The 15,771-nt window shown below is 65.8% G+C and carries 9 protein-coding genes; 6 read left to right on the top strand and 3 right to left on the bottom strand.

All coding sequences use genetic code 11. The annotated features are described in order from the left end of the window. Positions 1–163 precede the first annotated feature (163 nt). From M9M90_RS12400 to M9M90_RS12425, 6 genes are all read left to right on the top strand, one after another. Positions 164–688, top strand: a complete 525-nt coding sequence (locus M9M90_RS12400) for a hypothetical protein (RefSeq protein ID WP_254833544.1) — start codon at positions 164–166, stop codon at positions 686–688. A gap of 662 nt (positions 689–1,350) precedes the next feature. Next, positions 1,351–6,351 (top strand): DUF5801 repeats-in-toxin domain-containing protein, encoded by a 5,001-nt coding sequence (locus tag M9M90_RS12405; protein WP_254833545.1) that lies wholly within the window; start codon positions 1,351–1,353, stop codon positions 6,349–6,351. A gap of 397 nt (positions 6,352–6,748) precedes the next feature. Next, entirely contained in the window at positions 6,749–9,778 is a 3,030-nt protein-coding gene (locus M9M90_RS12410; RefSeq protein WP_254833546.1) for a S8 family serine peptidase, read from the top strand. Positions 9,779–10,493: 715 nt separating this feature from the next. Further along, positions 10,494–11,072: a VOC family protein gene (locus M9M90_RS12415; protein WP_254833547.1), complete on the top strand. Its 579-nt coding sequence runs from the start codon at positions 10,494–10,496 to the stop codon at positions 11,070–11,072. Positions 11,073–11,675: 603 nt separating this feature from the next. Beyond that, the gene (locus M9M90_RS12420; RefSeq protein WP_254833548.1) at positions 11,676–12,104 is read left to right on the top strand and encodes a hypothetical protein; all 429 of its coding nucleotides are present in this window, start codon (positions 11,676–11,678) and stop codon (positions 12,102–12,104) included. Further along, positions 12,101–12,541 (top strand): potassium channel family protein, encoded by a 441-nt coding sequence (locus M9M90_RS12425; protein ID WP_254833549.1) that lies wholly within the window; start codon positions 12,101–12,103, stop codon positions 12,539–12,541. The genes M9M90_RS12420 and M9M90_RS12425 overlap by 4 nt, the downstream gene beginning before the upstream one ends. A gap of 485 nt (positions 12,542–13,026) precedes the next feature. Here M9M90_RS12425 and M9M90_RS12430 read toward each other — a convergent pair whose 3' ends face one another. The 3 genes from M9M90_RS12430 to M9M90_RS21160 form a co-directional block, all read right to left on the bottom strand. After that, on the bottom strand, positions 13,027–14,442 hold the full coding sequence (locus tag M9M90_RS12430; RefSeq protein WP_254833550.1) for a PhoPQ-activated protein PqaA family protein: 1,416 nt from the start codon (positions 14,440–14,442) through the stop codon (positions 13,027–13,029). Between the two features lie 956 nt (positions 14,443–15,398). Beyond that, entirely contained in the window at positions 15,399–15,521 is a 123-nt protein-coding gene (locus M9M90_RS21155) for a hypothetical protein (RefSeq protein WP_256549199.1), read from the bottom strand. 57 nt (positions 15,522–15,578) lie between these two features. Continuing rightward, positions 15,579–15,713 carry a hypothetical protein gene (locus tag M9M90_RS21160; protein ID WP_256549200.1) on the bottom strand — a complete coding sequence of 45 codons (135 nt, stop codon included), beginning with the start codon at positions 15,711–15,713 and terminating at the stop codon, positions 15,579–15,581. Positions 15,714–15,771: the final 58 nt, after the last annotated feature.

Consider the following 15,771-nt stretch of genomic DNA (forward strand, 5'->3'; position numbering starts at 1 on the left):
ACGCCAGAGCGTTCCAGGGTCGGATGACATCAGCTGAACCGCTGAAGAAGGCTCCAATTCGAATGCCTCAGGCGTGACAACCGATATCGCTCACACGTTCGGCTGTCACGCTCGACCGGACCGCCCCATCCAGGCGCGTATTCATGCGACGTGCGAGGTCGCCATGTCCGTTCCGATAAGTCCGCCGCCGGCCCTGGGCTCTGGCCGTCAGGAACTGCCCGCCTATGTGGCCAACGGCCTGATCGGGGCTGCGGGTGCCAGGAGATCTCGGTGGAGCTGGACGGCGGCTGTACTCTGGGGCTGCGGGCCATCGTCGATGCGGGCGGGGCGGCGCATCCGCCTGCGCCAGATCGCCAGCGTGATTCCCAAGGCGATGCACCAGGCGTCGGATCAGCAGGCTGTTCGCCTGGCCGCCAAGGCGCGCAGCGACGGGTTCGAGGCCATCCGAGCGGGCAACCGCAAGGCCTGGGACGAGATATGGAAGGACCGCATCCGGCTGGAAGGCGCCGGGGAGGCGTGGCAGGGGCTGGCGGACGCGGCCAAGGCCCTCCTCGACTATCGCGGCAGCCCCATGTTGTTGGCGCTGTACGGCGCCTGGGCGGCGCGGGCCGGCGACCGCCAGCTGTCGCTGAAGCTGCTGGACGACGGCTATGGGCAGTTGCGCCGAGCGGTTCCGCCAGACCCTTGAGTACCGCTCCGACCGGTTCCCGTGCGGCCCGGGCTGGGCCTGAATGGACTTGCGGTCGGCCGCATCGTCACTGGCGATGGATGGAAGGGCTCGATTGGCGCCCTTGGCCCCGCAAAACCCCGCCGACCCGATTGTCGAGAGGTCGCCAGACAACTATAAGTAAAGCGAATTATGATAGGTTAAGCTTCTTGTTTTCGCACAACCTGTCGGCGCAACACCAATGTAAAACCTTGTTAGAAACCCTACTGACTACTTGATCGATTCGAATATTGACCATCAGTATTTTAAGCGTAAGTTGCTGACAGACCAATCGCATCCAATCGACATTCTACCGATTGGATGGGGCAATTGCCGCTGCTGTCACCGCTGTCGGCGGGTTCCGAAAGACCTTGCGTTCTTCCGGCGACAACCTGTCACGGCGCCACTCCGGCAATCTGGGCGGGAGAACAAGAATGTTGAAATCTTACGCCGCCGGCGTGGCTTGCCGGCAAGCCACGCGACTGAAGCGTTTGCGACCTAGCGCCCGGGCGGACGTCTAAGCCCAGCCCAGGCGCCTTCACCACCAACATCGCCTGACTCCGCGGCCAGCGCCCCTGAGCCGCCGTGGATGAGGCGCGTCCTGAAACTCGCGAGGTCGGGAGATCTTCGCACGGAGAGGCGTCATGCCCACGAACAATGAAACCCTGCTCAGTGTCACTGGTCAGGTCACGCACGACGAAAGCAACGGTCTTCAGACGACGAACATCGCCTCGGCCTTCGAGGATAACAACGATCAGGACGTCTTGAACCTGACCGCGCTCAACGCCGCAGCGCCGGCGCTCTATAGCCGGCTGTTCTCGGCGGCGGGGCTGAACCTGACGCCGCCGGCAACCCCGCCGAGCAGCCAGGGCGGACAAGGGCAGGCCGTCGCCCAGGTGATCACCGTCACCAACGGGGCGGGCCTCAACGATCTGAAGTTCACCGATGCGAGCGGCAATCCGCTCAACGGCGCGGCCAGCGACCTGAACACCCTCGATGGACACGCGATCTTCCTCTACACCGACCTCAACAACAACATCGTGCTCGGCAAGTACGACAGCGACGCCAACGGTTCGAACGACGCCGTGGCCTTCGCCCTGGCGCTCGAGGAACTGAAGAACGCCAGCAACGTGGTGACCGGCGGAAAGATCTGGGTCGTCCAGTTCACGCCGCTCGATCACGGCGCCAACGCTAGCCCGGACAACGTGGTCGACCTGACCAACAAGCTCTATGTGACCGCGGCTCAGGAGCTGCTGTTCGAGAACTTCGACGACGCGCCGGCCAACCAGAACGCCTGGACCGCCGTGGACAACAACAGCGCCACGACCACCGACGTGCAGTTGCTGATCACCGGCCTTAACCTCGTCCCACAGGCCAAGAGCAACGACAACTACGGTGACTCGGTGAACACCCGCGCCACCAGCCTCGGCAGCAACAACCAGGCGCTCAACAACGGCGAAGCCCTGCGCTTCGACACGGTCATCGGCATCACCGTGCCGATCGGCAACACCGCGGCCGACTTCACGCAATCCATCCAGTACCAGGACCATGTCGAGGTGACCGGCCTGGGCGTGCAGGTCGTGCAGACCACGCCTTCAGGCCCGCAGACCATCCAGGTCTCGATCTTCGACGTGGTCGCCGATACCGCCCAGGGCAACGCCTACGTCAACGGCCTTGAGACGGTCGCCGGCGGTGATCCCAACAACCTGCGCAGCAACATCGGCTCAGTCGAAATCCGCAACGCGGCCAACCAGACGATCGAGTGGAGGGCGCTCGACGGAACCCTGCTCGGCGGCACGGACACCAATATCGCCTTCACCTTCGCCACCAGCACGGATGGGGCGGACGGCCCCGCGGCCGGCGCCGAGATGAACCAGGTGACCGTGACAAACATCACGGTGGGCATGCAGATCGTCGTCCGCAGCGCCGCGGGCGAGGTGTTCGACCGCATGGTCGTCAAGAATGTCGGCTCGGGCGCCTTCGACCTGGGCGGCGTGCGCATCCTCGACGCCTTCACAGACACCGACGAAGTCGGCTCGCAGGTCAATTTCGAGGACGATGGACCCAATGTCGCCCTGGCGCTTAGCGGGACCCCGTCCATTCAGGTCGACGAGAGCACTCTCAACACCTCGGCGTCCGACTCCGGGACCAGCTTGTCCCCCACCACCAGCTTCGGCGTGGATGGCGACGGCGGCTCGACCTATTCGCTCGTGGACCCGGCGGGCATCAACAGCGGCCTTGTGGACACGCTGAGCAACCTCCCGGTGAAGCTCGGCCTGGACGGCGCCGACGTGATCGGCTTCCTCGACAACGACATCGATAACGCATTCTCGGTCGGTGACGACGAGGTGTTCCGGATCAGCATCAATTCCATCACCGGCGAACTCACCCTGAACCAACTTCGGGCGCTGGCGCACACCGACGATCAGGACCCCGACGATTCCGTCAACATGGTCGCCGGAAAGGTCTTCGCGAACCTGCAGGTCACGGACGGCGACGGCGATACGGCCAACAGCTCGGTCGACATCAGCCAGATCTTCAAGTTCAAGGACGACGGACCGACCACCACCGTCTCTGCGAACGCCACGCCACTGCTGCAGACCGACGACACCACCCTGACCACCGACGACACCGACACTGATCCCTATGTGGCGTCCCCGAACGACGACGGCGGGGCGGACGGTCAGCCGACCTCGACGGTCCTGGCCTACAGCCTGGTGGACGTCGCGGCGGGCGCCGCCACGGGCCTGTTCGACACGCTCGACGGCGGCGCGATCGTGCTCGACAAGATCGGGACCGACCTTGTCGGCTATGTGAACAAGGCCGGCGGCGCCGACTTCGGGGCCGGAGACCTGGAAGTGTTCCGCGTCGGCATCGACGGCGGCACCGGCCAGGTGACGCTCGACCAGAAGCGCGCGATCAAGCACGACGACGGCGCGGAGGACAACAACGACCACCAAGAGAGCAATGATGAGACCGACGGCGATCCCGACACGGTCCTGCAGCAGCTCTCGGGCCCCTATATCCAGGTGGTGGCGACGGTGACCGACGGGGACGGCGACAGCTTCACCACCCCACCCTCGCTCGCCACCCTGACGATCAACTTCCTCGATGACGGGCCGACCGCCCCGACCCTGGCCGCCGCGGCGGGCGCCAGCGTCACCCACGACGAGACGGCGGGATTGCAGGCCGACACCGACGTCGCCGGCTCAACCCTGGCCAGCGGGACGACCATCGCCTCGCGGTTCAGCCCCCTTCTGCCCCAAACCGGCGATCCCGATGTGGCGGCCAAGGACAGCATCGCTATCGGCTTCGCGCGATCCGGCGTCGCCTTGACGACCGCGTCGGGCGGCGGCTTCGGCTCCGACGGCCCCGCCGGGGCCAGCACGAGCTACGCGCTCAGCACAAATGGCGGCCTGTCAGGGGCCCAGGCCACCGACGGCTCGGACATCTACATGTTCGCGCAGGGCGGGCTGATCGTTGGCCGCGTGGGCAATGACCCCGCGGGCGCCGTCGCATTCGCCGTCGCCGTCAACGGCGCGACGGGTGAAGTCTATCTCGCCCAGTATCTCTCGCTGAAGCATTCGGACATCAACGCGAGCGACGAAAATATCCTCGAACCCAACGACGTCTTCGGCCTTAGCGCCGGGGCCGTGCAGGTGTCCACGACCTATACCGATGGCGACAACGATACGGCGACCTCGAATGCTGCCGACGTCAGCGCCCTGGTGCGGTTCCAGGACGACGGACCGACGATCACCGCCACCACCAATGGCCAGGCCGCGGCGACTCACGACGAAACGCCCGGCGTGCAGGCCGACACCGACGTGGCGGGGACTGCGATCGCCTATGGCGCGACCCAGATCCAGCAGCTGTTCGACACCGAGGTTCCGTCTCCCGGCGATGATCCGGACGTGACCGGATCAGGGCCCATCGGCTTTGCGCGCAGCACCAGCGGGCTGGTGACCGTCACCGGCGGAAGCGCGGGCTCCGACGGACCCGCGGCGACCGAGCTGACCTACGCGCTGACCACGGTGGATGGAACCGACTCCGGGGTGGACACCACCTCGGGCGTCAACGTCTACCTGTTCAACGGCGTCGGCGCGGCCTCCGGGCTGATCCTCGGCCGGGTCGGCGCCACCCCAGTCACAGCGGCGACCGGCGCCACCGCCTTCGCTCTGGCGACAAACCCCGCCAACGGCGAAGTGTTCCTCAGCCAGTATCTGTCGCTGAATCACCCCGATCCGACCCTGCCGGACGAGCCGCTCGCGCTCGCCACCGGATCGGTTTCGATGGCGGTCACGCGAACCGACGGCGACGGCGATAAGGCCACGGATTCCGACAACGACATCAGTCTGCAGATCCGGTTCCAGGACGACGCGCCGTCCAACTTCACGCCGGCGGCCATCGTCGCCGGGGACGCCGTGCAGAACCAGCCCGGCGAAGGGGCAGTCAAGGACCTCACCAGTTCAGGGGCGACCACCGCCCTGGCCAACCACACCGGCGCGGACGGCGCGGCCACGACTCTCCCGCTGACCTTCTTCGGAACCAACGGCTCGCAGCTGCAGGGCTCGATCGGAGCCGGCGCCGTGCAGGGGCTTACCGCTGACGGCCTGCCGATCACCCTGACGGGCTTTGGGACCGCAACGCTGACCGCGGCGACCACGGCCGGGAACGTGTTCACCGTGTCGCTCGATCCGGGCGCCGATACCTATACCTTCAGCATGCTGGGCCAGATCGACAATGGCGTCAGCGCGGTCAACCTGGACTTCGAGGGCCAGAAGCAGACGATCTACGAGTGGCTCAGCCTTGACGCGCCCGGCGACGATCCGGGCGATGTCGACGGCCCCGACGCCGGATCCACCATCGATCCGGCCGAGCGGGACGGCGACTTCGTGTTCACCGGCATCGCGCGCGCCGCTGTCGGCGGTCCCATCACCACCGGGCCCGGCGTGAACGCCACGGCGATCAATGTCAGTTCGACCGGGATCGGCGTAGGCAGCCAGTCCATCACCGTCGGAAAGGGGGCGTTCATCGACTTTGTGGAAGGCGCGCCGCGGACGCTTGACGGCAACACCTACTCGATCGGCCAGTTGGATTTCGACAACCACGTCACCTACAACAACGCCGGCTTCTCGGTGAGCCAACTGAAGCCGAACGTGAACACCGTGACGGACGTTCGGGTGAGCGTCTACGAGGAGGCTTCGGCCGACCCCGCCGACTCCGCGGCCGAGATCATCAATGACACCCCGGAGGCGATCACCCAGATCACCGTTCGCTCGGCCGGCGGCGTCAGCCATGTCTTCGCGGCCGACGGGTCCTTCAACTTCGGAGATCGGACCGTCAGCGTCGACTTCAGTCCCGCCAACGCACCTGGCGGCGCCGGCAACAGCTTCGTCGAGATCGACAACCTCGGCGACGACTACACCGTGCTCATCAAGACCGCCAACGGCTTCGAACGGATGCTCGTTGAGAACGCGGGCACGGGCAACGAAGGCTTCGACATCTCCGGCCTGACGATCGAGCAGTTCTCCGCTGGCGACCCCGTCCACCTGTCGTTCGACCTGCGGCTGAAGGACGGCGACGGCGACCTCTCCAGCGGATTGATCGGGGTCACCCTGACCTCCCCAGACGGCATCTTCTGATCTGAGGCGCAGGCATTTCGAGGGGGACGCGCGAGCGTCCCCCTTTCTTGTCCGCGACCGACCGCCGCAGGCCCGCCGGCCCGGGCGGCGCTAATCAAAGATTCATCCTGACCTGAGAGGCTTTCGGATCGGGCCTCCCGGCCGAGGCTCGCGTCGCCCTCGGGGATATCTCCCATGCGCCGCTTCGACGCCGCTTCGCCGGTCCAGCTCTCTTCGCGCCAGGCTGCGGGGCGCGGGCCATGACCCGGCGCAACTCGCTAAGCCCATGCGGGCATTCACATTTTCTGCAATCGGACCGAGGCCCGACCCGGCCTCTATGTCGCATTGCCGACACCGACCGGAGCACCCTAAGCGCTGGACCTGACACGCGCTTTACCCCGCCGACTGGAGACGAGCTTTGCCCCTGAGTTTCGAGGATGAGGGGCGCAACGCGCCTGCGGTTGAACTCGCGCCTCAATCCAGCCCGCTCGACGCTGACAGGTTCGTCGAAAATCCGCTCGCCACGGCGCTATCCACGCCCAGCGACGGCATGTTCGCCTCCGAGTGGCACCTGAGGAACACCGGCCAGACCGGCGGGACGGCGGGCATCGACATCAACGTCACCCGCGTGTGGGACGACTATACCGGACAGGGCGTCTCGATCGGGGTCTATGACGACGGGCTCGATTACCGCCATCTCGAACTCGACGGCAATTACGACGCCAGCAAGCAGCTGCTGGTCAATGGCGTGGTCAGTGACGCCCTGCCCGCCGGCTGGGGCGCCTCGAGCACCGGCGGCGACGTCCACGGCACGGCGGTCGCCGGAATCATCGCCGCCGAGAACAACGGCGTGGGGGTCGTGGGGGTGGCCTACGACGCCGACCTCACCGGCGTGGCCGTCCTACGTTCGTCCGCGCCGACCGACATGCTGACCGCGATCAACGCCATGGAACGGTTCGACGTGGTCAACGCGAGCTGGAGTTATGTCGGCAGCTTCGTGGCCAACTATTCCAGCGGCACGACCTTCTGGAACACCTTCTCGGCCGGGGTGACCGAGGCCGCCGACCTGGGACGCGGGGGCCTGGGCACGATCGTGGTCAAGGCCGCCGGAAACGGACGCGCCCAGGGGGACGAAACCAACTACGACAACTTCACCAATGATCGACATGTGATCGCCGTCGGGGGCATCGACCACAAGGGCATGGTCACCAGCACCAGCACGCCCGGCTCGTCGCTCCTCGTCACCGCGCCCAGCAGCAACGGATCGGTCTCCATCACCACCACCGACCTGTCCGGCGCAGGGGGGCAGACCGCGACGGACTACAGGACCGATTTCGCAGGCACCTCGGCGTCGACCCCCATGGTCAGCGGCGTGGTCGCGCTCCTGCTAGACGCCAATCCCGACCTGGGATGGCGCGACGTCCAGGAGATCCTCGTCCTCTCCGCCCGCCGGGTCGGCGGAGCCGGAGCGACGCCTTCCGGCTTCGAGGAATATCGCTGGGCGTACAATCACGCCGAGAATTGGAACGGCGGCGGGCTTCACTTCTCCAACGACTACGGCTTCGGGCTCGTTGACACCCTGGCGGCGATCCGAATGGCCGAGACCTGGGAAGCACGGAGTGTCTCGGCCAACGAAGTTTCCGCCGGCCGGTCGGCCAGTCCGAACGCCGCGATCCCCGACAAGAGCAACGAGACCGTGAGCTTTACCCTGAACCTGGGTGACACGGTCCGCATCGATCACGTCGAGCTCTATGTCGACATCACCCATCCGAACCGCGGGGACCTGAAGATCACCCTGACCTCTCCGGACGGAACCGTCAGCACGCTGCTGGATCGGCCGAAGAACGGCTCCGACACCACCGACAACCTGTCCTTCAAGCTCTCGAGCAACGCCTTCTGGGGCGAGACCAGCGGGGGCGACTGGGTGGTCACGGTCAGCGACGGCAAGAAGGGCGGCGCCGGGACGGTGAACGCCGTGACGCTGACGACCTTTGGCGACGCGTTGAGCGCCAACGACACCTACATCTACACGAACGAGTACGCGGCGGTGGCCGGCGACGCCGCGCGCGCGACCCTGACCGACGTCGACGGCGGAACCGACACCCTGAACGCCGCGGCGGTGAGCTCCAACTCCGTCATCGACCTACGCCCGGGCGGGGTCAGCACGCTTGGCGGCAAGCCGCTGACCATCGCCGCCGGCGCTCTGATCGAGAACGCCCACGGCGGCGACGGCGGCGACACCATCGCCGGTAATGCCGCGGCGAACACGCTTGCCGGCCATCGCGGCGACGACAGGCTGAGCGGCGGCGCGGGCGACGACATCCTCGACGGAGGTGACGGCCAGGACATCGCAGTCTTCGCGGGCCCGCGCGCCAACTACGGCTGGACGGTCGATGGCTCAGGCGGCTTCATCATCGTCGACAACCTCACCGGCGAGGGGAGCGATCGCCTGGTCGGCGTCGAGATCCTGCAGTTCTCCGACGTCCAGATCCTGCTTTCGACCGGCGAGGTCACCACCCCTCCCCCAGCGCCGCCGCCTGGCCCGACCCAGCCGACGCTCACCGGAACCACCGGCGCCGACAGCCTGTCAGGCGGGGCCGACAATGAGATCCTCCAGGGTCTGGAAGGCGCCGACAGCCTCAACGGCGGCGGCGGTTCCGACCGGCTCGAGGGCGGCGCCGGCTCCGATCGCCTCGACGGCGGGCTCGGCGCGGACACCCTGGTCGGCGGCTCCGGCGACGATAGCCACTATGTCGACAACACCGGCGACACGGTCGTCGAACTGGCCGGCGAGGGCGCCGACCGCGTGTACAGTTCGCTCTCGTCCTACACGTTAGGCGACAATCTCGAGAACCTGACCTTGTTGGGGAGCGGCGGGCCCAGCGGCATGGGCAATGCGCTGAACAATCAGATCGTCGGCAACTCGGGCGCCAATCAGCTCTCCGGCGCAGACGGCAATGACGTCATCGATGCGGGCGCGGGCGCCGACACCCTGCAGGGCGGCGCCGGCGGCGATGCGCTCTACGGGCGCGGCGGCTCCGATGTGATCGACGGCGGAGACGGCAATGATACGCTGGTCGGCAGCACCGGGGCCGACCTCATGACCGGCGGCGGCGGGGCGGACATCTTCGACTTCGACACCGCTGCGGACAGCGCCGCGACTGCCCCCGACCAGATCCTCGACTTCATGCAGGGGTTCGACAAGATCGACCTCGCCACGATCGACGCCCAGGCGGGGTCGACGACCAACGAGGCCTTCCGCCTTATCGGCCAGGCGGCATTCTCCGGCGGGCTCGGCGAGCTGCGTTATCAGATCTATGATCTGGCGGGCACGGCCGACGATCGCACCGTCGTCCAGGGCGACGTGAATGGCGATGGCGTCGCCGACTTCGAGATCACGCTGACGGGACGGCTGGTGGCACTGCAAGCGAGCGACTTCTCACTCTGACGTCGAAGCCCTGAGCGCGCTTCACGCCAGTTTCAGCTGATATCGAAGAATGGCGGCCGTTTGTCCCTTTCCAGACCTTGGCTCTCGGCCGGACTGCGGACGTCTATCCGTCTCCTGATCGATGTGCCGGGACCGAGCAGGCGGGGAAGCCGCGCTCCTTCAGAGCCCATCCTCTCCCGCGATCACCACCTAAAATTATAGAGCCGACGGTCTCGTAGGATGAACGCTGCCGGTTCCCTTCAGGAATCCCGCCTCCACCTCAGATGCTAGAGGGGCCTCGCCTCAATGGGCTCGCTCGGTGAGTTCCAGCGCGAGAGGCCTACGCCCCCGCACCGCACGGCGTTCAATTTCAGCAATTGTCAGTTTGGCGCTCATTGGCGATGGCACGCCCAAATGGGTCCGGCGACGTCCTTCAGGAGGGCGTGGCGCAGTCGCGGGCGCTCGCAGCCGCCTGGATCATCCGATCCCGGGTCTGTCGCGTGGCGCCCGCTTCAGCCGCTCCCGTGAAGCAGGCCGCCTGATCCGCCGCCATGATCGGCTGGACCGACCTACGCCTGATGGTCGTGAAGGGCGGCTAAGACTGTTCCCGGCCCTTTTCGCAGGTTGGGCCGTGCGCGAATATTGCGGTGGGCAAGTTCAGGTTCTACGGTCTTCGCGTAACAGCGTTCCCGCAACGGCGCGCGACAGGCGCGACACCCACCGCAGGAGTCTCAGCTTGACCCGGATACCGATCAAGTTCGCTCACGTCGTCTATCGAACCCGCCGCTTCGAAGAGGTGATCGGATGGTATGAGACGGTGTTCGGCGCCAGGGTGCAGCATCAGAACCCCGCCATGGCGTTCCTAACCTGTGACGACGAGCATCACAGGTTCGCCTTCCTCAACCTGGCGGTGGTCGATCCAAATGGAACGCCGGAGACAGACAGACGCGGCGCAGTGGGTGTCGACCACGTCGCGTACACCAACGCCTCGGTTCGCGAGCTGCTGGAGAACTACGCCGAACTGAAGGGAAAGGGTATTACTCCGTACTGGTGCGTACACCACGGGCTCACGGCGTCGTTGTACTATGCCGATCCCGACGGCAACCAGATGGAGTTCCAGGTCGACGCGTTCGCCGACGCCGGCTGCAACGCCTTCATCCGGGGCGATCAGATGGCTCTAAATCCGGTGGGGGTGGAGTTCGATCCAGAGGACTGGCTCGCCCGTCTGCGCGCCGGCGTGCCCGAGTCAGACCTGCTCGTGCGCAAGGTTCACGAACCTGTTTCGCCGATCCGAGGCTTCGCAGCTTTTGTTTGAGGCCCGCCGGTCAGGGCTGAGGAGCGCTGAAGTCGGTCGACGATGAGGTCCGCCTTCCATCGTCAGCGGCCGCTCGACACGCCTAGGGCTGAAGGTCCGCGGTGCGCCATTTCCAGACCTCGGCCCTAGGCCGGAAAGCGGACTCCGCATGACATGCGCGTGCGCGAAGATCGCCCTCGAGCGGTCGCGACGTTTGCGAGCATTTTGTTTCGCGAGCGACAACATGGTCACTTTGGAGCTCAAGCCAAACCGTCGAGCAGCGCCGAGCGGACTCACGCGCATTGCGAGGATTCTGGGCCGAAGAAAGGGCGCACCGAGACTTCTGTTTCGATATTCCCCCCTCCCGAAAAGCCCCGGCCGCGGCCGGCCGGGGAGTCTTGCGGGGAGAAGGCGCTGAGCAAGGCAACGCCTGGATAGCAGATGGGGTCGCAAGGCCCCCCTCGAGACTACCGCCTCGTGACAATGCAAAGCGCCGGCGGACGCCTCGGCGAAGCTGGCGGTGTGCGGAAAAGTGAGCGGCAACCTGAATGGACTGAAGTCAATGTGATCTCGGTCAATGCTGCGCCAGGGGCGGAGCAGCATCGTTGTAAACGGAGGTGGCGCATGACCCGGACAGATGACGCCAACTTTGTGGTGGAAGGTGATGATCTCGTGCTCGCCCGTCCGGTTTTCGAAGCTGACGCCGCCAGCTTCGACACGGGCCCGCATCAAGTGGCGATCGACCGCGATCCAAGCCTGCGCCTTCCACGCCACGTGATGAAGCACTTCCAGATCGTAGCGGGCGAGGGCGCCGACAACGCCCAAAGGCACGCCATCCCCAACCCCATCGAAGGCCGCGTCTGGTGTCGCCTGAACTATGATCGCGGCCGCCTAAGGCAGACGATCAACGCCATCGGCATGGCAGACTTCGCAGAGTACGACGCCGGCGGCCTGGCGCGGATCTTCGAGGCGGTGCGGGCTCTCAATGCCTATATGCACAAGGGCGCCGCACCCCTCAGCGGCACCCTTGTCTCAGTCATCTGCGCGAAATGAGCCTGGTATGGCAACTGTTCGCCTCGACCCTGCTCGTAGCCTTCACCGCGCTCCTGCACCTTGCCGGCCTAGCGGGTCTGATCGCTCTCCTTCAGGCCCATGGAAAGCGCGTGAGAACGCCGCATGTGCGACTCAATCAGGCGCTTCTCGTCCTTATCGCGGTGTTTGCGTTAATCGCTCTCCACGGCATTGAAATCTGGCTCTATGCAGCCGTCTACACACTCGTGGGCGAGTTCCCAGCCTTCGAGGACGCGCTCTACTTCTCGACCTCGACCTACGCGACGATCGGCTATGGCGATCTCGTGCTGTCTCCCGCCTGGCGCATCGTCGGCGCAATAGAGGGCGTCAACGGCATCATTCTGCTCGGATGGTCGACCGCCTTCTTTGTTTCAATCGTTGGCCGATTGGCGGAGCTCGAACGCAACGACCCGCCCTAAGACATGCGTGGTTGGCCAGGCCCTTAATGCTGAGGGGCATTGAGCGCCCGGCGCCCCCTCGACTGCCCTCCACTAGTCGAGAAGAGGTCTGCTTGACCTCGCCGCACCGGCCAGCTCGTATCCGATCGCGATCACAGCAGCGTTCCTCGCGCGTCGCGCTAGCCGCCATCTGCTCCAGCGACGTGGCGCTGAATATCGCCCGCTTGCCGCCTATCAGGACCTGCAGTCAACTCGCTAGATAGACCGAAAGGCCCTCACGCGGCGCCAGTTCGAGCCCGGGTCGGCGCAGGCGAAAGCCGCGTTGAGTTACGCCACAAGTTCCTCGCGGGTATAGCCCTCCTGGCCCCCAGCGCTTGCGGCCGAGGCTCGGGCCCGACGCGACGGTCGCCGCGGCAGTCAAGCCCCGGCCGCGACCGTGGCCCGCGATCAGCAGATCATATCCCCCGACAGGCTGACCGCGCCGCGCCGCGCCCGGGGCGCGTCAGCTAGGACGGCGGGGCGGTAATGGGTTTGGCGTCCTTCCAGCGGTAGGGGAGCACGTCCGGGGTCACCTGCACTTCGGTGGTGAACTTGAACGGGTACTTGGTCGCGCTCGCATAGACGAGCTCAACAAAATAGGCGGTGAAGCCGGACTTCGGCCGCGGCGCGCGCCCCACGAAGCTGCCGTCCTTCTGGATCTGCAGGCGGGTGGCGGTGAAGGCGCTGCCGATGCTGTCGACGCGGAAGTCGCGGGCCTTCGGATTGGTCCCTTGCCAGAGGTAGACCTCCATCGGCTTGACGGCCGAGCGCACCACGATCGCGCCGTCCTTGCGCACGCTCCAACGGTAGCTGGGGATCGGCCGATTGCGGATCACCGCGTCATGGAAGGCGGTGATGCTCTCCATGATGTCGGTGCCCGAGGTGGAGTGCTTGGAGTTGGGGATCATCCGCAGCCGCTTGGGCTCGGCGACCTTGTAGTAGCCGAAGCGGGTGTTGTCGGGCGGGAAGTACTCGTCGCCTACGGCGTTGATGACAAACTTCGGGATCCGCATCTGGGGGCGGTCCTGATAGTTGATCGGGTCCTCGATGAGGTTGACCCCTTCAAGCCCCGGCTTACCGATCATGTCAGGGATCAGCCGGTAATGGACATAGTCATCCAGGGCCGGCGAGAAGTAGCCCATGGTCCGCCAGTGGTGGATGGTGGTGGCCTCGACATTCAGCACATTTATGACGATCGGCACGATGCCGACCACGCGGCGGTCCACAGCGCCCAACAACCAGGTGGTCCAGCCGCGCTTGGAGCCGCCGGCCACCACGAAGCCGTTGACCTTCATCCGGCCGCCGGCGTCGCTCGCTAGGTACTGCTGGACAGCCGTCATCGCTTGAACGCCACTCTTCACCATCGGCAGGCGGAGCAGCTGTTTCGGATCGCGCGCCTTGGCGTAGCGCGCCTGAAGGTAGGCGATGATCTCGTCCTCGACGTGATCCTTGGGCTCGTCGGAGAAACGCAGGGGCTGGTTGGGCACGTCATCCAACTGGACGACCACCGAGCTGGTTTCCAGGGCCAGCCTGGCGAAGCGCTCGACGGCCTGGGTCGGCGCCGGATCGCCCTTGTCGCCCCCGGTGATGTAGAGAAAGCCCTTGTCGCTGGTGACCTTGTCGGGGACGATCACCGTCACCCAGTGCTTCCAGAGGTCCTGGCCAGGCAGCATGGTGTCTGTGGTCCAGCTCTGCGAGGTCATCTCCAGGACCGTACCGTGGTAGCCTGGGCCCGAGATCGGCCCGACCACCTTCCAGCCGAAGCTAACCTCGTGCTTGGCGACATAGGCCTCCAGCGCATTGGGACCCTTGGCGACCGCAGCTGGCGCCGCGGCCAACACGGCCGCGGCGATGACGCCACCCAGCAGCTTGAAGAATTTCATTCAGGAGCTCCCTTGGACCTTTCAGCCGTCCTGTGCGGAACACTGTCACATGCGGGCGGGTGGTGTCCGGATCCAAACCGCTCAGGTTTGGTCGCATCTCGAGCGCTGAAAATCCCCGAATTGGACCGTGTGAAAACCGGAAAACTCCGGGACTGGAAGTCCCGGAATAGTCCCGGACAATGCTCCAGGTCTGTTCAGGGACAACCTACTGCGCCATGACGCCGAGGATCTGAAGGAAGCCGACCACAGGAACGCTCTTCGCGTTCACCCCCGGTGGGCGCGCCTCCACCCAGAGCGGGACTACGATCCAGGCATGTGGAAAGCGCGTTAGCGTGCGCTCAGTCATGCCACCGAGATGAGGGCATCGGGTCAATGCGGCCTCAGCGCAGGCCAGGTGGAGCGGTGCGATGGTCCCACAGTCCAGCAGGGTCTGGGCGTCAGCCATGGTGGCCGGCAGGGCGTATCCAAGCCCGCGGGCCCGAAGGACGCGAGCCTTGACCGGGCGCGCGGTCTGACTCCATCGGTCGTCGTCCGGCGTGGGCAGACCACACATGGGGCAGAGCATTTCGCGCACGGTGCGTCGCTGCCGGAAGAGATGGTTGCGTGCGTAGAGGGGTCGGCCTGTTCCGGCTGTCTCCCGCTGGCCAATTGCGAGTTCGCCATCGACGCTGGGGCATCGGGAGACGCCCGTATGCGACTCCTCCGACCAACTCGTCACCCAGGGCACGTCACGTCCGACAACAAGGTCTTGGATTTTCATGGCGGAAGCCTACCTGCCCGGCGTCTGGGAACAAGTATGCTCTCCGAGACCGACGGCGCCACAGAGCAGTCGTTCTCACCTTCGGCTCTGAGTCAGGAGTGCCGGTTCGCGGGATCGCTCCGCCGGTTGCCGCGAAGCGGACCTTCCCAGCTTCGGCTAAGAGCCCGAAGCCGCCGCTCAATGGCGGCCGGAACATCTACGCGGCGTAGAAACCCAGCGACATCGCCTGCATCGGCCCGGCGACGGCTAGGCTCGCGCCCAGCGCGGCGAAGGCGCTCATGGCGATCATGGCGGCGGCTGCGAGATAGACGAGGCGCATGGGGTTATCCGGAAGAAGAGCGCGGTCCGAGGGGGATCTCGGACCGCGGTCGAGGCGTCACGCCGAGGGCGTGGCGGGGGTGTTGCAGGCGCAGCTCTCGCCGCACTTGCAGTCGGGACCGCAGGCGCAGGCGGCGGTCTGGCAGGCGCACGGATCGCAGGTGCAGGGATCGCAGGGGCAGTTGGTCGGCATTGGGAAGTCTCCTGGGCTGGGATTTCAGCCAGATCGACACCTACGCTCCGATTTGACT

Origin of the sequence: Phenylobacterium sp. LH3H17, assembly GCF_024298925.1 — a bacterium.
GTDB lineage: Bacteria > Pseudomonadota > Alphaproteobacteria > Caulobacterales > Caulobacteraceae > Phenylobacterium.

Bases quoted from the DNA above. Each gene is read 5' to 3' on its own strand.
- M9M90_RS12400 (WP_254833544.1), top strand. From the start codon at position 164: ATGTCCGTTCCGATAAGTCCGCCGCCGGCCCTGGGCTCTGGCCGTCAG.
- M9M90_RS12425 (WP_254833549.1), top strand. From the start codon at position 12,101: ATGAGCCTGGTATGGCAACTGTTCGCCTCGACCCTGCTCGTAGCCTTC.
- M9M90_RS21160 (WP_256549200.1), bottom strand. From the start codon at position 15,713: ATGCCGACCAACTGCCCCTGCGATCCCTGCACCTGCGATCCGTGCGCC.
- M9M90_RS12430 (WP_254833550.1), bottom strand. From the start codon at position 14,442: ATGAAATTCTTCAAGCTGCTGGGTGGCGTCATCGCCGCGGCCGTGTTG.
- M9M90_RS21155 (WP_256549199.1), bottom strand. From the start codon at position 15,521: ATGCGCCTCGTCTATCTCGCAGCCGCCGCCATGATCGCCATGAGCGCC.
- M9M90_RS12405 (WP_254833545.1), top strand. From the start codon at position 1,351: ATGCCCACGAACAATGAAACCCTGCTCAGTGTCACTGGTCAGGTCACG.
- M9M90_RS12420 (WP_254833548.1), top strand. From the start codon at position 11,676: ATGACCCGGACAGATGACGCCAACTTTGTGGTGGAAGGTGATGATCTC.